General features: G+C 70.7%; 13 protein-coding genes. 7 read left to right on the top strand and 6 right to left on the bottom strand.

Annotated elements, in window-relative coordinates; translation table 11 throughout:
- Nucleotides 1-181 precede the first annotated feature (181 nt).
- On the bottom strand, nucleotides 182-607 hold the full coding sequence (locus ABZ948_RS15075; RefSeq protein ID WP_359759587.1) for a VOC family protein: 426 nt from the start codon (nucleotides 605-607) through the stop codon (nucleotides 182-184).
- Nucleotides 608-693: 86 nt separating this feature from the next.
- Here ABZ948_RS15075 and ABZ948_RS15070 point away from each other — a divergent pair, with 86 nt between their 5' ends.
- Nucleotides 694-1089: a nuclear transport factor 2 family protein gene (locus tag ABZ948_RS15070; protein ID WP_031114053.1), complete on the top strand. Its 396-nt coding sequence runs from the start codon at nucleotides 694-696 to the stop codon at nucleotides 1087-1089.
- A gap of 214 nt (nucleotides 1090-1303) precedes the next feature.
- Here ABZ948_RS15070 and rpsT read toward each other — a convergent pair whose 3' ends face one another.
- Entirely contained in the window at nucleotides 1304-1570 is a 267-nt protein-coding gene (rpsT, locus tag ABZ948_RS15065; RefSeq protein ID WP_359191700.1) for a 30S ribosomal protein S20, read from the bottom strand.
- A gap of 240 nt (nucleotides 1571-1810) precedes the next feature.
- On the opposite strand from rpsT, the gene lepA reads away from it, so the two are divergent.
- Both lepA and ABZ948_RS15055 read left to right on the top strand, forming a co-directional pair.
- On the top strand, nucleotides 1811-3679 hold the full coding sequence (gene lepA, locus ABZ948_RS15060) for a translation elongation factor 4 (protein WP_359759584.1): 1869 nt from the start codon (nucleotides 1811-1813) through the stop codon (nucleotides 3677-3679).
- A gap of 263 nt (nucleotides 3680-3942) precedes the next feature.
- Nucleotides 3943-5817, top strand: coding sequence for an AMP-dependent synthetase/ligase (locus ABZ948_RS15055; RefSeq protein ID WP_359759582.1), 1875 nt, complete (start codon nucleotides 3943-3945; stop codon nucleotides 5815-5817).
- A gap of 65 nt (nucleotides 5818-5882) precedes the next feature.
- On the opposite strand, the gene ABZ948_RS15050 is transcribed toward ABZ948_RS15055, so the two are convergent.
- A complete protein-coding gene (locus tag ABZ948_RS15050; RefSeq protein WP_359759580.1) occupies nucleotides 5883-6353 on the bottom strand; it encodes a response regulator in 471 nt (156 codons plus the stop codon).
- Nucleotides 6350-10336 carry a HAMP domain-containing protein gene (locus tag ABZ948_RS15045; RefSeq protein ID WP_435857503.1) on the bottom strand — a complete coding sequence of 1329 codons (3987 nt, stop codon included), beginning with the start codon at nucleotides 10334-10336 and terminating at the stop codon, nucleotides 6350-6352. The genes ABZ948_RS15050 and ABZ948_RS15045 overlap by 4 nt, the downstream gene beginning before the upstream one ends.
- 192 nt (nucleotides 10337-10528) lie before the next feature.
- Here ABZ948_RS15045 and ABZ948_RS15040 point away from each other — a divergent pair, with 192 nt between their 5' ends.
- Together ABZ948_RS15040 and hemW are read left to right on the top strand one after the other, a co-directional pair.
- A complete protein-coding gene (locus ABZ948_RS15040; protein WP_359759576.1) occupies nucleotides 10529-12790 on the top strand; it encodes a SpoIIE family protein phosphatase in 2262 nt (753 codons plus the stop codon).
- 48 nt (nucleotides 12791-12838) lie between these two features.
- Nucleotides 12839-14071 (top strand): radical SAM family heme chaperone HemW, encoded by a 1233-nt coding sequence (gene hemW / locus ABZ948_RS15035; protein WP_359759574.1) that lies wholly within the window; start codon nucleotides 12839-12841, stop codon nucleotides 14069-14071.
- 138 nt (nucleotides 14072-14209) lie between these two features.
- Here the strand turns inward: hemW and ABZ948_RS15030 are convergent, their stop codons facing one another.
- Both ABZ948_RS15030 and ABZ948_RS15025 read right to left on the bottom strand, forming a co-directional pair.
- On the bottom strand, nucleotides 14210-15013 hold the full coding sequence (locus ABZ948_RS15030) for a DUF3097 domain-containing protein (RefSeq protein ID WP_359759572.1): 804 nt from the start codon (nucleotides 15011-15013) through the stop codon (nucleotides 14210-14212).
- A gap of 31 nt (nucleotides 15014-15044) precedes the next feature.
- On the bottom strand, nucleotides 15045-15776 hold the full coding sequence (locus ABZ948_RS15025; RefSeq protein WP_359759571.1) for an MBL fold metallo-hydrolase: 732 nt from the start codon (nucleotides 15774-15776) through the stop codon (nucleotides 15045-15047).
- 171 nt (nucleotides 15777-15947) lie between these two features.
- Here ABZ948_RS15025 and hrcA point away from each other — a divergent pair, with 171 nt between their 5' ends.
- Both hrcA and dnaJ read left to right on the top strand, forming a co-directional pair.
- Nucleotides 15948-16964: a heat-inducible transcriptional repressor HrcA gene (gene hrcA / locus ABZ948_RS15020; RefSeq protein ID WP_031111606.1), complete on the top strand. Its 1017-nt coding sequence runs from the start codon at nucleotides 15948-15950 to the stop codon at nucleotides 16962-16964.
- A complete protein-coding gene (dnaJ, locus tag ABZ948_RS15015) occupies nucleotides 16964-18100 on the top strand; it encodes a molecular chaperone DnaJ (RefSeq protein ID WP_359759568.1) in 1137 nt (378 codons plus the stop codon). The genes hrcA and dnaJ overlap by 1 nt, the downstream gene beginning before the upstream one ends.
- Nucleotides 18101-18153 lie beyond the last annotated feature (53 nt).

Below are 18153 nucleotides of genomic sequence, written 5' to 3'. Positions count from 1 at the left end.
GTGCATCAGCTGAGCGCCCCTCGGCGGACCAGGCTGCCCTCACCGGACCAGCCCCTCACCGGACCAGGCTGCCCTCATCGGACCGGCCCCTCGGCAGACCGGCCTGCGCCTCACCGGACCAGCCTCTCGGCAGACCGGCCTGCGCCTCACCGGACCAGCCCCTCGGCGGACCGGGCCGACCTCAGTAGACCGGCTCCCCGATCCCCAGCAGGTTCCCCTCGCTGTCACGGAACCAGCCGCCGCGTTCGCCCCGTGCGCCCTTGCTCGGGTAGTGCCCCTCGACCTCGGCGATCCCGCCCTCCGTGCGCAGACCGGGTACGTCGACCTCCTCGAAGACCACGCCGCGCCGCTTGAGCTCCGCCGCGACCGCGTCGATGTCGTCGACCTCGAACGCCATCTGCGTGAAGGTGCCGGGGGAGACCCCCGTGGACCGGAACAGGGCGAACTCCGCCCCGTCGCAGCGGTACAGCAGCCCGCCGGGCCGCTCGTCGACGGGCTCCAGGCCCAGCTTCTCGGCGTAGAAGCGCCGTGCCCGGTCCAGGTCCTGCGCGGGGAGCCGGGTCGCCACGCGGGCCCCGGCCAGCACGTTCCTGTCGTCTGCGTCCATGTCTCCACTGTGCCGCCGGAGCCGTCCGGAGGGAGAATCGGGAGAGTCAGCCGAACTCGCCGAGCGACGGAAAGGTGGCGACGGCCATGGCTGAACACCCCCACGCAGCGCTGGTCCGCAAGGGATTCGAGGCCTTCTCGCGCGGTGACATGGACACCTTGCGCACACTGATCGCGGGAGACGCCACGCATCACGTACCCGGAGATCACCCGTTGTCGGGCGACTTCAAGGGCGTGGACTCGATCATCGAGATGTACGAACGGCTCGGTGCGGAGACCAACGGGACGATGCGCGCCGAACTGATCGGCATCGGTGTCGACGGTCGCGGCCACGCGGTCGGCATGACCCGCTTCACGGCCGACCGCAACGGCAAGCACCTCGACGACACCGGCTGCATCATCTTCCGGATCGTGGGCGACAAGGTCACCGACCTCGACGAGTGCGTCGAGGACATCGACAAGAACAACGAGTTCTGGTCCTGAGCAGCATGCAGGCTCTGAGCAGCACGCAGGGCTCTGAGCAGCACGAAGGCCGGGTGGCCTCCCATGGGGAACAGGAGGGCCACCCGGCCTTCGGTTCAAGCTGATGGATCCGCGCCCGCGTGGCGAACGCAGGCCGCGCGCGGACCCGAGGGGTGCCGGACGGGAGCGGATGAGAGAGGGCCCGCTCGATTCCCTCCGGCGGTCACATCAGATGTCAGCCCTTGAGCGCGGTGACCTTCTGAGCCAGCGCCGACTTCTTGTTGGCAGCCTGGTTCTTGTGGATGACGCCCTTCGAGACGGCCTTGTCGAGCTGACGCGCGGCAGCGCGCTGGTACTCGGTGGCCTTCTCGACGTCACCCGCGGCAGCGGCCTCGCGGGCCTTGCGGATCGCGGTCTTCAGGGAGGACTTGACGGCCTTGTTGCGCAGCCGGGCCTTCTCGTTGGTCTTGATCCGCTTGATCTGGGACTTGATGTTCGCCACGAATGAGCCTTTTCAGGTTCTGGCACGGGGCCGCACTGATCCGCACGGTTCCCGTACCGGGTGATTTCTTGAGGTCGTGCCTCCTGCGAGAGGGCATGAGACACAGCCACCCAGGCTACCAGCGGGCCCATCCACGGCCCAAACCCGTCCACGGTCGCCACCCGTGGGACCATGGAGGCTACGTATCGATCCGACCCGAGACCGCAGACACTGCGGACGCCTCAAGAATCAGGACCCTGCGTGCCCGCGATCCCTAGCCATGTGCCCGAGCCGAGCCGTACCGACCCGGCTCTGATCCGCAACTTCTGCATCATCGCGCACATCGACCACGGCAAGTCCACGCTCGCCGACCGGATGCTCCAGCTGACCGGAGTGGTCGAGCAGCGGCAGATGCGCGCTCAGTACCTCGACCGCATGGACATCGAGCGCGAGCGCGGCATCACGATCAAGTCTCAGGCGGTGCGTCTGCCGTGGGCCCCCACCCACGACAAGGACAACACGCACATCCTCAACATGATCGACACCCCGGGACACGTCGACTTCACCTACGAGGTCTCGCGGTCGCTCGCCGCCTGCGAGGGCACCATCCTCCTGGTCGACGCGGCCCAGGGCATCGAGGCCCAGACCCTCGCCAACCTCTACCTGGCGATGGAGAACGACCTCACGATCATCCCGGTCCTCAACAAGATCGACCTGCCGGCGGCGCAGCCCGAGAAGTTCGCCGAGGAGCTGGCCCACCTCATCGGGTGCGAGCCCGACGACGTGCTCAAGGTCTCCGCGAAGACCGGGCTCGGTGTCGAGGCGCTGCTGGACAAGGTCGTCGAGCAGGTCCCGGCCCCGGTCGGCGTCAAGGACGCCCCCGCGCGCGCCATGATCTTCGACTCCGTCTACGACTCCTACCGGGGCGTCGTGACGTACGTCCGTGTCATCGACGGTCAGCTCAACAAGCGCGAGCGCATCCGGATGATGTCGACCGGCGCCACGCACGAGCTGCTGGAGATCGGCACCAACTCGCCGGAGATGCTCGGCGCCGACGGCCTCGGTGTCGGCGAGGTGGGCTACCTGATCACCGGTGTGAAGGACGTCCGCCAGTCCAAGGTCGGTGACACCGTCACCAGCCAGTCCAAGGGCGCCACCGAGCCCCTCGGCGGCTACAAGGACCCCAAGCCGATGGTCTTCTCCGGCCTCTATCCGCTGGACGGCTCGGACTACCCCGAGCTGCGCGAGGCCCTGGACAAGCTCCAGCTCAACGACGCCGCGCTGGTCTACGAGCCGGAGACCTCCGCGGCTCTCGGCTTCGGCTTCCGCGTCGGCTTCCTCGGCCTGCTGCACCTGGACGTGATCCGGGAGCGGCTGGAGCGCGAGTTCGGGCTCGACCTGATCGCCACCGCGCCGAACGTGGTCTACCGCGTGGTCATGGAGGACGGCAGCGAGCACACCGTCACCAACCCCAGCGAGTTCCCCGAGGGCAAGATCTCGGACGTGTACGAGCCGGTCGTCCGGGCGACCATCCTGGCGCCCAGCGAGTTCATCGGCTCGATCATGGAGCTGTGCCAGACCCGGCGCGGCACGCTGCTCGGCATGGACTACCTCTCCGAGGAGCGGGTCGAGATCCGCTACACCCTGCCCCTCGCCGAGATCGTCTTCGACTTCTTCGACCAGCTGAAGTCGAAGACGCGTGGTTACGCGTCCCTGGACTACGAGCCCACCGGAGAGCAGACCTCCAGCCTGGTCAAGGTCGACATCCTGCTGCACGGCGACAAGGTGGACGCCTTCTCGGCGATCACCCACAAGGACCAGGCGTACGCCTACGGTGTGCGGCTTGTCGCCAAGCTCAAGGAGCTCATCCCGCGGCAGGCCTTCGAGGTGCCCGTCCAGGCCGCCATCGGCTCCCGGGTCATCGCCCGCGAGACCATCCGCGCCATCCGCAAGGACGTCCTCGCCAAGTGCTACGGCGGTGACATCTCCCGTAAGCGGAAGCTGCTGGAGAAGCAGAAGGAGGGCAAGAAGCGGATGAAGATGGTGGGTTCCGTAGAGGTTCCGCAGGAGGCCTTCATCGCCGTCCTGTCGAGCGATGACAGCGCGGGGTCGGCCAAGGGCAAGAAGTAATCACGGATTACCGTGGGTTACACCCCAAACCGGGTAGAACAGGGGCCCGTCGTGCGAAAGTGCGGCGGGCCCTGCGCGTACACGGGGTAGCTCTCTGTGTGAAGTGACAGGCCGCAGACCCTTACGCAGGAACCGGTCGACCTTTACTCTGATCCCTGCTCGATAGTTACTCACGAGTTAAACAACGGCTTTCACCAGCAGCTCGTGAGGACCAACCAGCCGCACCAGAGCCAGCCGCATCGTCGCGGGCCCCGGAGGATGTCGTGAGCGACACACAGACACTGATCGAGAACCGTCCGCCGTCCGTGGCGGGCCTCTTCCTGGAGCGCGTGGCGGCCACGCCGGACGCAGAGGCCTACCGGTATCCGGTTCCCTCGTCCTCCGGACAGGGGCCGGACGAATGGAAGTCGCTGAGCTGGGCGCAGGCCGCCGAGCGGGTCTTCGCCATCGCGGCGGGCCTCATCGAGCTGGGCGTCCAGCCCGAGCAGCGCGTCGCCCTCGCCTCCAGCACCCGGATCGAGTGGATCCTCGCCGACCTCGGCATCATGTGCGCGGGCGCCGCGACGACCACGGTGTACCCGCAGACCAACGCCGACGAGTCCGCGTACATCCTGTCCGACTCCGAGAGCCGGGTGCTCATCGCGGAGAACGCCGACCAGCTGGCCAAGGCGAAGGAGAAGCGCCCGGAGCTGCCCGAGCTGACCCATGTGGTGGTCGTCGACCCGGTCGGCGTCGAGACCGCCGACTGGATCCTCACCCTGGACGAGCTGGAGAAGCGCGGCGCGGCCCGGCTGGAGAAGGACCCCGACCTGATCAAGGAGCGGGTCGGCGCGATCACGAAGGACCAGCTGGCCACCCTCATCTACACCTCCGGCACCACCGGCCGCCCCAAGGGCGTGCGCCTCCCGCACGACAACTGGTCGTACATGGCGAAGGCGATCGCCGCGACCGGCCTGGTCAGCACCGAGGACGTGCAGTACCTCTGGCTGCCGCTCGCGCACGTCTTCGGCAAGGTGCTCACCTCCGGCCAGATCGAGGTCGGGCACGTCACCGCCGTGGACGGCCGCGTCGACAAGATCATCGAGAACCTGCCTGTGGTGCAGCCGACGTACATGGCGGCCGTGCCGCGCATCTTCGAGAAGGTGTACAACGGCGTCGCCGCGAAGGCCCGGGCCGGCGGCGGGGCCAAGTACAAGATCTTCCAGTGGGCGGCCGAGGTCGCCCGCGAGTACGCCAAGGTCGCGCAGGACAACTTCCGGCGCACCGGGACCGCGTCCGTGCCGTTCGGGCTCGGCGCCAAGCACAAGGTCGCCGACGCGCTGGTGTACGCCAAGATCCGGGAGGCCTTCGGAGGGAACCTGCGGGCGTGCGTCTCGGGCTCGGCCGCCCTCGCACCCGAGATCGGGTACTTCTTCTCCGGCGCCGGCATCCACATCCTGGAGGGCTACGGCCTGACCGAGTCCTCGGCCGCGTCCTTCGTGAACCCGGGCGAGGCCTACCGCACCGGCACGGTCGGCAAGCCGCTGCCCGGCACGGAGGTGCGGATCGCGGACGACGGGGAGATCCTGCTGCGCGGCCCGGGGATCATGGAGGGCTACCACAAGCTGCCCGAGAAGACCGCCGAGGTGCTGGAGCCGGACGGGTGGTTCCACACCGGGGACATCGGCGAGCTGTCGCCCGACGGGTACCTGCGGATCACCGACCGCAAGAAGGACCTCATCAAGACGTCCGGCGGCAAGTACATCGCGCCGGCGGAGGTCGAGGGGCAGTTCAAGGCGGTGTGCCCGTACGTGTCGAACATCCTGGTGCATGGGGCGGACCGGAACTTCTGCACGGCGCTGATCGCGCTGGACGAGGTCGCCATCACGGAGTGGGCCAAGGAGAACGGGCTCGCAGGTAAGTCGTACGCGGAGATCGTCGCTGCGCCGCAGACCGTCGAGATGGTCGACGGGTACGTGAAGCAGCTCAACCAGGGGCTGCAGCGGTGGCAGACGATCAAGAAGTTCCGGCTGCTGCCGCGTGATCTCGACGTCGAGCACGGCGAGATCACGCCGAGCCTGAAGCTGAAGCGGCCCGTGGTGGAGCGGGAGTACAAGCATCTGATCGAGGAGATGTACGAGGGCTCTCGCGAGGCGTAGGGGGTGGCGGGGGACTGCCGGAGGCCGCGGGTCCGTCGTGGCTTGCCGCGCAGTTCCCCGCGCCCCTAGGTGACTTCCCCCGCTCGGCGTTTCAGCTCCTGGATCTCCGCCGTGAGGCGTTCCACCTCCCTGCCCTTGCGGTAGAGGTCCAGGAAGACGCTGACCTTCGCCCTGAGGACCCAGGGGTCGAAGGGCTTGGTCACGTAGTCCGCGGCGCCGGTCGCGTAGCCGCGGAAGGCGTAGCCCGAGTCGTCGCCGGCGCCGGTCAGGAAGATGATCGGGACGTCCCGGGTCTGGTCCAGGCGCTTGATGTGCGCGGCCGTCTCGAAGCCGTCCATGCCGGGCATCCGGACGTCGAGCAGGACCAGGGCGATCGGCTGCCGCAGCAGGACCTTCAGCGCCTCCTCGCCGGAACGGGCGCGCACCAGCGGCTCGTTGAGGGAGGCGAGGACGGCCTCCAGGGCGGTCAGGTTGTCCTCCATGTCGTCGACCAGGAGGATCCCGGCGCGTCGGTGGTCCGTGCCCGCGCCGCTCATGCCTCTTCTTCCGTGCCCTCGGGGTCCAGCAGCTCGCACACGACCGTCAGCAGCCCGTCGATGTCCACCGGCTTGGGCACATAGTCGTTGGCGCCCCGGGCGATGGACTTCTCCCGGTCGCCGGGCATCGCCTTGGCGGTGAGCGCCACGATCGGCAGGTCGGCCCAGCGGGGTGTGCGGCGGATGGCGGAGATGGTCTCGTAGCCGTCCATCTCCGGCATCATGATGTCCATCAGCACCAGTTCGACGTCCCCGCTGCGCTCCAGCGTCTCGATGCCCTCGCGGCCGTTCTCCGCGTAGAGCACGGTCATGCCGACCCGGCCCAGGACGTGGGTGAGGGCGAACACGTTGCGGATGTCGTCGTCCACGATCAGCACCCGCCGCCCGGGCAGGATCCGCCCCGGCCTGCCGGACGTCCACGCCTCCAGCCTCCGCGGTGACGGCCAGGCGTCGTCCGTGTCGAGGGCGGCCGGGAGCGGGCCGGTGGCCGGCTGGAGGGGCAGCAGCGGGTCGGCGCGGTCCTCGACCGGGGCGGGTGCCGTGTGGCCGGGGCTGACGACGGGGACGTAGAGCGTGAAGGTGGAGCCTTTTCCGGGCTCGCTCTCGGCGATGATCCGGCCGCCGAGCAGGCCCGCGATCTCCCGGCTGATGGACAGGCCCAGGCCGGTGCCGCCGTACTTGCGGTTGGTGGTGCCGTCGGCCTGCTGGAACGCCTCGAAGATCACCGCGAGTTTCTCCGGCGCGATGCCGATGCCCGTGTCGGACACCGAGAACGCGATGACGTCATCGGTGTCCCTGACGTAGCGGTGCTCGGCGTCCTGCACCCGGTCCACCCGCAGCTCGACCTTGCCCGCCGCGGTGAACTTGATCGCGTTGGAGAGCAGGTTGCGCAGGATCTGCTGGAGGCGCTGCTCGTCCGAGTACATCTCGCGCGGTACGTCCTCGCCGACCGCCACCTCGAAGGCCAGCCCCCGGTCGAGGGTGAGCGGGCGGAAGGTGGCGTGGACGTAGTCGAGCAGCTTGATCAGGGGGAGTCGCTTGGGGCGTACGTCCATCCGGCCGGCCTCGATCTTCGACAGGTCCAGGATGTCGTTGATCAGCTGGAGGAGGTCCGAGCCCGAGCGGTGGATCGTCGTCGCGAACTGCACCTCCTGGTCGGAGAGGTGGCCGTCGGGGTTGTCGGAGAGCAGCCGGGCCAGGATCAGCAGGGAGTTCAGCGGCGTGCGCAGCTCGTGCGACATGTTCGCCAGGAACTCCGACTTGTACTGCGAGGACGTGGCCAGCAGGGCGGCCTTCTCCTCCAGTTCGGCGTTGGAGCGCTGCAACTCGCCCTGCTGCTTCTGTAGTTCGTCCGAGCGCTCCTGGAGCTGCATGGCCAGGCGCTGGGACTCGCCGAGCAGGGACTCCGTGCGGGAGTTGGCGATGATCGTGTTGATGGCGACGCCGATGGTGTTGACGAACTGGTCGAAGAACGCCAGGTGCACATCGGAGAAGCGGGAGAAGGAGGCCAGCTCGATCACGCCGAGGAGCTTGTCCTCGAAGAGGATCGGGATGATGACGATCGTCGTCGGCGCCGCCTCGCCCAGACCGCTGTTGATCTTGATGTAGTCCGGCGGGGCGCCCTCCACCAGGATCCGCTTCTTCTCCCGGGCCGCCTGCGCGACCAGGCCGTGCACCGGCAGGGCGCCGGTCTCCACGGTCGCGTCCTGGGCGGCGCCGTAGCCGGCGATGAAGGCCAGGCCCTTGGTGGGCACGGTCGCGCCGGCCTCCTCCGGGTCGGCCAGGTAGAACGCGCCGTACTGGGCGTTCACCAGCGGGGTCAGCTCGCGCAGTATCAGGTCGGCGACCTCCATCAGGTCGCGGTGGCCCTGCATCAGGGCGGCGAGCCGGGCCAGGTTGGACTCCAGCCAGTCCTTGGCGCGGGTCGTCTCGCGCAGGTTGGCCACCATCAGGTTGATGTTGTCCTTCAGCTCGGCGACCTCGCCCTGCGTCTCCACCGTGATCGAGCGGGACATGTCGCCCTGGGCGACCGCGGAGGCGACCTCGGCGATCGCGCGGACCTGGGTGGTGAGGTTGGACGCGAGTTCGTTGACGTTCGTCGTCAGGCGTTTCCAGGTGCCGTAGACGCCCTCGACCCGGGCCTGGCCGCCGAGCCGGCCCTCGGAGCCGACCTCGCGGGCCACGCGGGTGACCTCCGAGGAGAAGGAGGACAGCGTGTCGACCATCGTGTTGATGGTGGTCTTCAGCTCCAGGATCTCCCCGCGGGCGTCCACGTCGATCTTCCGGGACAGGTCGCCCTGGGCCACGGCCGTCGCGACCTGGGCGATGTTCCGCACCTGGGAGGTCAGGTTGTCGGCCATGTAGTTGACGTTGTCCGTCAGGTCCCGCCAGACCCCGGAGACGCCCAGCACCTGGGCCCGGCCGCCGAGCCGCCCGTCGGTGCCGACCTCGCGGGCCACGCGGGTCACCTCGTCGGCGAACGCGCGCAGTTGCTCCACCATCGTGTTGACGGTGTCCTTCAGTTCGAGGATCTCGCCCCGGGCGTCGACCGTGATCTTCTTCGACAGGTCGCCGTTGGCCACGGCCGTCGTCACCTGGGCGATGTTGCGGACCTGAGAGGTCAGGTTCAGCGCCATGAAGTTGACGTTGTCGGTGAGGTCCTTCCAGACGCCGGAGACGCCCCGGACCTGGGCCTGCCCGCCGAGGTTGCCCTCGGTGCCGACCTCGCGGGCGACGCGGGTCACCTCGTCGGCGAAGGCGGAGAGCTGGTCCACCATCGTGTTGATCGTCGACTTCAGCTCCAGGATCTCGCCCTTGGCCTCCACCGTGATCTTCTTGCCGAGGTCTCCCTGGGCGACGGCGGTGGAGACGAGCGCGATGTTCCGCACCTGGGAGGTGAGGTTGTCCGCCATGAAGTTGACGTTGTCGGTGAGGTCCTTCCAGACGCCGGAGACGCCCCGGACCTGCGCCCGGCCGCCGAGGTTGCCCTCGGTGCCGACCTCGCGGGCGACGCGGGTGACCTCGTCGGCGAAGGCGGAGAGCTGGTCCACCATCGTGTTGATCGTGGACTTGAGTTCGAGGATCTCGCCCTGCGCGTCCACCGTGATCTTCTGGGACAGGTCGCCGTTGGCCACGGCCGTCGTCACCTGGGCGATGTTGCGGACCTGAGACGTCAGGTTCGACGCCATGAAGTTGACGTTGTCGGTGAGGTCCTTCCACACCCCGGACACGCCCCGGACCTGCGCCCGGCCGCCCAACTGCCCCTCGGTGCCGACCTCGCGGGCCACGCGGGTGACCTCGTCGGCGAAGGCCGAGAGCTGGTCGACCATCGTGTTCACGGTCAGCTTCAGTTCCAGCAGCTCACCCGTCGCCTCGACCGTGACCGTGCGGGTCAGGTCGCCGCGGGCCACCGCCGTCGTCACCGCCGCGATGTCCCGCACCTGGGCCGTCAGCCGGGACGCCATCGTGTTGACGGCCTCCGTCACGTCCCGCCAACTGCCCGACAGGCCCTGCACCTTGGCCCGGCCGCCGAGCCGCCCCTCGGTGCCGACCTCGCGCGCGACCCGCGTCACCTCGCCCGTGAACAGGGACAGCTGGTCCACCATCTTGTTCACGGCCCGGCCCAGCCGGCGCAGATCACCCCGTAACTGCCGGGTCCCGTCGTGCAGATCGACCCGCTGGGTCAGATCGCCGCCGGCCACCGCGTCCAGCACGCGCGTGGCGTTCGCCGCCGGGGCGACCAGGGCGTCGAGCAGCTGGTTGACGTCGTCGACGCGGGACGTCCACAAACCCTGCCCCGGGCTCGCCGAGAGCCGCTCGTCGAGGCGGCCGTGCCGCACCAGCTCGCGTTTGACGCGGCGCACCTCGGTGGTGAAGTGGACGCTGCGGTCCATGATCTGGTTGAAGACGGCGTTGAGTTCGGCCACCATCCCGTGGCCGGTTTCCGGCACCTTGGTGAAATCACCGTCGCGTGCGGCTGTCATGGCCGCGAGCAGCGGACGCAGATCGGATGCACGAATCTGACCGTCTTCGTACCGGTCTTCGACCACAGGAGTAGCACTGTTCTCACTCATGGCGGCCCACTTCGGTAACTCGGCGCTTATGGGCGTGGCCAGTCTGTCACTCTGTCGGCATCGACTGTGGCGTATTCGTACGAACTGCCCGGGGAGCTGTCCATGGGGGCCATTCCGACGCAACGGGAGACCGCTTCCCGTGCCTCAGAGGCGCCTGCACACGCTGGGGAGACGCCCGTGCCCGCTCAAGAAGGGCCCCTCGCCGGGCCCGTCGCCGAGGGGTCCGCACCGGCCTGTGCGGCGCCCCTGCCCGCTGCCGAGGCGCACGCGCAGGGGTGCGCGCGGGCGCACGCGACCCTGTCCGGCAGTTCCGTCGCGCCGGGCGCCGCGCGCGCCCTGGTGCGCGCGGCGCTCGCCGAGTGGACCGACCTCGGTCTGCCGGGCGCCGAGCACCTCACCGACCGCCTCGCCGACGACGCCACGCTCGTCGTCAGCGAACTCGTCACCAACGCGGTCGTGCACGCCGGCACCGACGTCGAGATGGAGTGCCGGCTGGAGGGCGGTGACGACCGGGCCACGGCAGCGCTGGTCGTCGAGGTCTCCGACCACCACCCCTCCCGCGCCCCGCGCGGCGGCGAGCCGGAGACACCGCACGACACCCCCGAGTACGGGCGCGGCCTGCGACTCGTCGGCGCGCTCTCCGAGGCGTGGGGGATCACGTACCGCACGGGGCGGAAGACCGTGTGGGCGCGGCTGCCCGCCGCCGGATGCGCGGCGGGGGAGCAGATCGAGGCGTACGCCGGGGAGCACGCGCTGGCGCGCGGGTTGCGCGTGGCGGAGATCCTGGCGCCGGAGCCCCGGTACGGCCGGGATGGCGGAGAGGACGCGCGTGGCCGGGCCGACGCCGAGGACTCGCGGGGGCCGCGGGGCTTCCGCGACGAGTACGACTACTCCTGGGACAATCCTGACACTTCCGACAGTGACCCCCGTGACTCCCACGGTGTGCGCGACTCCCGGGACCACCACGGTCTGCGCGACTGGCGGGGCTGGAACGACCTGCGGGACTGGCGGGACCGCCACGAGGGCCGCGACGGGCCGGACGGCCGCGACGGCGCCTGGCTGGGCCGCGGTGCCCTCTCCTTCCTCGCCGAGGCCTCCGACCTGCTCGCCGGGCAGCTCGACGAGGACCTGGTCGCCGCCCTCGCCGGGCAGCTGATCGTGCCCCGGCTGGCCGACTGGTGCGCGGTCTGGCTGGAGGACGAGGCCACCGGCGGCGGCTGGGGCGGCGGGCCCGGAGCGGGCGGGCCCCGGCTGGCCCGGGTCTGGCACGGCAGCGAGAACCACATCGAGGAACTGCGCCGCGCCCTGGAGAAGGACCCGCCGCCCCCGTCCGACCCGTTACGGACCGGCCCCGTCGACTACCCCTGGCCCGGCGAGGCGCTCGGCGACGCGCCCGGCGAACCGGGCCAGGCACTGGCGTACCGGCTGGTCGCGGGGGGCCGTCCGCTCGGCACCCTCGTCATCGGACGGTCCGGGACCGCCGGCTTCCCCGACGAGATCACCGGCCTCGTCGAGGACCTGAGCCGCCGCGTCGCGCTCGCCATCGGCGCCGCCCGCCAGTACGCCCGGCAGGCCACCATCAGCGCCGTGCTCCAGCGCGGACTGCTGCCCGGGGCCGTGGCCGAGATCCCCGGGGTGCGCAGCGCGCTCGTCTACGAGCCGTACGACAAGGGCGGGCCCAGCGGCGACTTCTACGACCTGTTCCCGGCCGGCGACGGCCGCTGGTGCTTCGCCGTCGGCGACGTCCAGGGCAAAGGGCCCGAGGCCGCCGTCGTCATCGGGCTGGCCCGGCCCTGGCTGCGGCTGCTGGCCCGCGAGGGCTACCGCGTGGCCGACGTCCTCGACCGCCTCAACCAGCTCCTCCTCGACGACGCCACGGAGGCCGCGGACGCGGCGGCCCGGGCACTGGTCGCCGCGGGCGCGCGACCGACCCCGCCCGGCGACGGCCCCCAGACGCGCTTCCTGTCCCTGCTCTACGGCGAACTGGTCCCCTTCGACGGCGGTGTCCGCTGCACCGTCGCCTCCGCCGGGCACCCGCTGCCCCTGCTGCTCGGGGCGGGCGGCGAGGTCCACTCGTGCGCCCAGCCGCAGACCCTCCTGGGGGTCGTCGAGGACGCCACGTACAGCAGCGAGACCTTCGAGCTGCGCTCCGGCGACACGCTGCTGTGCGTCACGGACGGCGTGACCGAGCGCCGCTCGGGCTCCCGCCAGTTCGACGACGGGGACGGGCTCGCGGCGGCGCTCGCCGGGTGCGCCGGTCTCGACGCGGAGCTGATAGCCGAAAGGATCAAGCGGCTGGTGCACGAGTTCGGGGCGCGGCCCCCGGCGGACGATCTCGCCCTGCTGGTGCTCCAGGCGGAGTGACCGCTGCTCCCGGCGGAGCCACGGCGCGGGTGCTGGACAATGGAAGGCATGCCTTCCGCACTTCCCGACGGCGAGCCCGTCCCCGACGACGGCACGCTGCCCGCGTCCGCGCTCACCGGGGCCGCCGACCGCCCGCTCGGGTTCTACCTGCACGTTCCGTACTGCGCGACCCGCTGCGGCTACTGCGACTTCAACACGTACACGGCGACCGAGCTGCGCGGCACCGGCGGGGTCCTCGCCTCCCGGGACAACTACGCCGAGACGCTCGTCGACGAGATCCGCCTGGCCCGCAAGGTCCTGGGGGACGACCCGCGTCCCGTCCGCACGGTGTTCGTGGGCGGCGGTACGCCGACGCTGCTGGACGCCGGTGATCTCGTACGGATGCTGAAGGCCGTCCGGGACGAGTTCGGGCTGGCGGCGGACGCCGAGGTCACGACGGAGGCGAACCCGGAGTCCGTCGACCCGGCCTATCTGGCGGCCCTGCGCGAGGGCGGCTTCAACCGGATCTCCTTCGGGATGCAGAGCGCGCGGCAGCACGTGCTGAAGGTGCTCGACCGGACGCACACGCCCGGGCGGCCGGAGGCCTGCGTCGCGGAGGCCCGGGCCGCCGGGTTCGAGCACGTGAACCTCGACCTGATCTACGGCACGCCGGGGGAGTCCGACGAGGACTGGCGGGCGTCGCTGGACGCGGTGCTGGGGGCCGGGCCGGACCACGTCAGCGCGTACGCCCTGATCGTCGAGGAGGGCACGCAGCTGGCGCGGCGGATCCGCCGGGGCGAGGTGCCGATGACCGACGACGACGTCCACGCCGACCGGTACCTGATCGCCGACGAGGTGCTCTCGGGCGCGGGCTTCGAGTGGTACGAGGTGTCGAACTGGGCGACCTCGCAGGCCGGGCGGTGTCTGCACAACGAGCTGTACTGGCGGGGGGCCGACTGGTGGGGGGCCGGGCCCGGTGCGCACAGCCATGTGGGCGGGGTGCGGTGGTGGAACGTGAAGCATCCCGGGGCGTATGCGGCGGCGCTGGCGGCCGGTCGGTCGCCCGGGGCCGGGCGTGAGGTGCTCTCGGAGGAGGACCGGCGGGTCGAGCGGATCCTGCTGGAGCTGCGGCTGAGGGAGGGGGTGCCGTTGTCGCTGTTGCGGGAGGAGGGGTTGGCCGCCTCGCGCAGGGCGCTGTCGGACGGGCTTCTGGATGCCGGGCCGTATGCGGAGGGGCGGGCTGTGCTGACGCTGCGGGGCAGGTTGCTGGCTGACGGTGTGGTGCGCGATCTGGTGGACTGAGGTGCTGCGGCGTCGGTGCTGGGGCCGGGTGGGTCCGCAGCCCGGCGGAGCGGGGTGCCGCTTCTTTGGGACGGGTGCCGTCCTTAGCGGCACGATTGCCCGCAGCCAAGCGGGGACGCGGGCCGCAGCCAAGCGCAGCTAAGGCGCCGTCACGAAGTCGATCAGTTCTTCCACCCGGCCCAGCAGCTCCGGCTCCAGGTCCTTGTACGAGTGGACCCCCGACAGGATCCGCTGCCAGGCCGCGCCCGTGTTCTCCGGCCAGCCCAGGGCCCGGCACACGCCCGTCTTCCAGTCCTGGCCGCGCGGGACCCGGGGCCAGGCGTCGATGCCGAGGGACGACGGTTTCACCGCCTCCCAGATGTCGATGTACGGGTGGCCCACCACCAGCGCGTGGTCGCTCGTCACCGACTGGGCGATGCGCCACTCCTTCGAGCCGGGTACGAGGTGGTCCACCAGGACGCCCAGCCGTGCGTCCGGCCCGGGGGCGAAGTCGGAGACGATCGACGGGAGGTCGTCCACGCCCTCCAGGTACTCCACCACCACGCCCTCGATGCGCAGGTCGTCGCCCCACACCTTCTCGACGAGCTCGGCGTCGTGCCGGCCCTCGACGTAGATGCGGCCGGCGCGGGCCACGCGCGCGCGTGCGCCGGGGACCGCCACCGAACCGGAGGCCGTGCGGGTGGGGCGTGCCGGGGCGCCCGAGGAGGGGCGGACCAGCGTCACCACCTTGCCCTCCAGGAGGAAGCCGCGCGGCTCCAGCGGGAACACGCGGTGCTTGCCGAAGCGGTCCTCCAGCGTCACCGTGCCCGCCTCGCAGCGGATGACCGCCCCGCAGAAGCCGCTGCCGGGCTCCTCCACCACCAGGCCCGGTTCCGCCGGGACCTCGGGGACCGGCTGGGGCTTCTTCCACGGCGGGGTCAGGTCCGGAGAGTACTGGCGCATTCGGATGACGATAGGAGAACCGGGCGGGTGGTCACGGAGACACGCCGAAACGGGTCGCCAGCGCGTCCCGCTGGGCCCGGACGAACGCCGCGTCCACCACCGCTCCGTGACCGGGCACGTACAGCGCGTCCTCGCCGCCCAGCGCGAGCAGCCGGTCCAGCGCGGCCGGCCAGTGCGACGGCACCGCGTCCGGGCCCGCCTGGGGCTCGCCCGACTCCTCGACCAGGTCGCCGCAGAACACCACCTCCGGATCACCCGGCACCAGCACCGCCAGGTCGTGCGCGGTGTGCCCCGGCCCCACGTTCGCCAGCAGCACCTGGCAGCCGCCGCCCAGGTCCAGGGTCCACTCGCCGGACACCAGGTGGCGGGGCGGAACCAGCAGGTCCGCCGACTCCTGGGCGACCGTCTCCGCCAGCCCGTTGCGCACCGCGTCCGCGCGCAGCTCCTCGCGGTCCCGCAGGCGCGAGAGCACCGCGTCCACGCCCACCGCGCCGAAGACCTCCGCCCCCGTGAACGCCGAGGCCCCGAAGACGTGGTCGAAGTGGGGATGGGTCAGCGCGAGATGTGTCACACGGTGCCCGGTGAGCGACTGCGCCTGCTCGCGCAACCGCGCGCCCTCGGCCGGGCTCGACCCGGCGTCGATCACCAGGACCGCGTCCTCGCCGGCGACCAGCCCCGCCGTGCAGTCCCACACCGGCAGCCGGCACCGCCCCACCCCGGAGGCCACGCGCTCCCAGCCGAGCTCTTCCCAAGTCACCGTCATACGGCGACGCTAGCCGTGACCCCGGCCCGGGGCACGACGCCGTGCGACCAGCCTTGCCGGGGGTGTACCCCACCGCCGTACACTGGGCCGGGGAATGCTGGCACTCGCACGCGCAGAGTGCCAGGCCGCGAACGGCAGGCAACGGGCGGACGACTTCTGGAGGTGTGCGCGATGCTCAGTGAACGCAGGCTTCAGGTGCTGCGCGCCATCGTCCAGGACTACGTCGGCACCGAGGAGCCGGTCGGCTCCAAGGCCCTCACCGAGCGGCACAACCTCGGCGTCTCCCCGGCGACCGTCCGCAACGACATGGCGGCCCTGGAGGACGAGGGATACATCGCCCAGCCGCACACCAGTGCCGGGCGCATCCCCACCGACAAGGGCTACCGCCTGTTCGTGGACAAGCTCGCCGGCGTCAAGCCCATGACCGCGCCCGAGCGGCGCGCGATCCAGAACTTCCTGGAGGGCGCCGTCGACCTCGACGACGTCGTGGCGCGCACGGTACGGCTGCTCGCGCAGCTCACGCGCCAGGTCGCCGTCGTGCAGTACCCGTCGCTGACCCGGTCCACCGTGCGGCACGTGGAGCTGCTCTCCCTGGCGCCCGCGCGCGTGATGCTCGTGCTGATCACGGACACCGGGCGGGTCGAGCAGCGGGTGGTCGACTGCCCGGCGCCCTTCGGCGAGGCCTCGCTCGCGGATCTGCGCGCGCGCCTCAACAGCCGGGTGGCGAACCGCCGTTTCGCGGATGTGCCGAGTCTGGTGGAGGATCTCCCGGAGGCGTTCGAGCACGAGGACCGGGGTACGGTCTCCACGGTGCTCTCCACACTCCTGGAGACGCTCGTCGAGGAGAACGAGGAGCGGCTGATGATCGGCGGCACCGCCAATCTGACCCGCTTCGGTCATGACTTCCCCCTCACGATCCGGCCCGTGCTGGAGGCGCTGGAGGAGCAGGTCGTGCTCCTCAAGCTGCTCGGCGAGGCGAAGGATCCGGGCGTGACCGTCCGTATCGGTCACGAGAACGCCCACGAAGGACTCAACTCCACGTCCGTCGTGTCGGTCGGCTACGGTTCGGGCGGCGAGGCAGTCGCCAAGCTCGGCGTGGTCGGACCGACCCGCATGGACTACCCGGGAACGATGGGAGCGGTACGCGCAGTGGCACGGTACGTCGGACAGATCCTGGCGGAGTCGTAGTGGCCACGGACTACTACGCCGTACTCGGCGTGCGCCGCGACGCGTCGCAGGAAGAGATCAAGAAGGCCTTCCGGCGGCTCGCGCGCGAGCTGCACCCGGACGTCAACCCCGATCCGAAGACCCAGGAGCGGTTCAAGGAGATCAACGCCGCTTACGAGGTGCTGTCGGACCCGCAGAAGAAGCAGGTCTACGACCTCGGCGGCGACCCGCTCTCGCAGGCCCAGGGCGGCGGCGCGGGCGGCTTCGGAGCCGGTGGCTTCGGGAACTTCTCCGACATCATGGACGCGTTCTTCGGCACGGCGTCGCAGCGCGGTCCGCGCTCGCGCACCCGCCGCGGCCAGGACGCGATGATCCGTATCGAGGTGGAGCTCGACGAGGCGGCCTTCGGCACGACGAAGGACATCCAGGTCGACACGGCGGTCGTCTGCAACACCTGCAACGGCGAGGGCGCGGCCCCCGGCACGTCCGCGCAGACGTGCGACATGTGCCGCGGCCGCGGTGAGGTGTCGCAGGTCACCCGGTCCTTCCTCGGCCAGGTCATGACGTCCCGGCCGTGCCCGCAGTGCCAGGGCTTCGGCACGGTGGTCCCGACTCCGTGCCCGGAGTGCGCGGGCGACGGGCGGGTCCGCTCCCGCCGCACGCTCACGGTCAAGATCCCGGCCGGTGTCGACAACGGCACGCGGATCCAGCTGGCCGGCGAGGGCGAGGTCGGGCCCGGCGGCGGTCCGGCCGGTGACCTCTACGTCGAGATCCACGAGCTGCCGCACCCCATGTTCCAGCGGCGCGGCGACGACCTGCACTGCACGGTGACGATCCCCATGACGGCGGCGTCCCTCGGCACGAAGGTGCCGCTGGAGACGCTGGACGGCATGGAGGAGGTCGACATCCGCCCGGGCACCCAGTCCGGCCAGTCGATCCCGCTGCACGGCCGCGGTGTCACCCACCTGCGCGGCGGCGGGCGCGGCGACCTCATCGTCCACGTCGAGGTCCAGACCCCGACCAAGCTCGACCCCGAACAGGAACGCCTCCTGCGCGAGCTGGCGAAACTGCGCGGCGAGGAGCGCCCCCAGGGGCAGTTCCAGCCTGGGCAGCAAGGGCTATTCTCGCGGCTGAAGGACGCTTTCAACGGGCGCTGACGGGAACTTGCCGGGTGGTGGTGGAGGGCGCGTTCCTCTGGTCTATGCCACAC

The sequence above is a fragment of the Streptomyces olindensis genome (assembly GCF_040645895.1).
In the GTDB taxonomy this organism is placed as follows: Bacteria; Actinomycetota; Actinomycetes; order Streptomycetales; family Streptomycetaceae; genus Streptomyces; species Streptomyces olindensis.
Note: the sequence above shows the minus strand (reverse complement) of the source record. Positions and strands in the feature narration are given on the sequence as shown.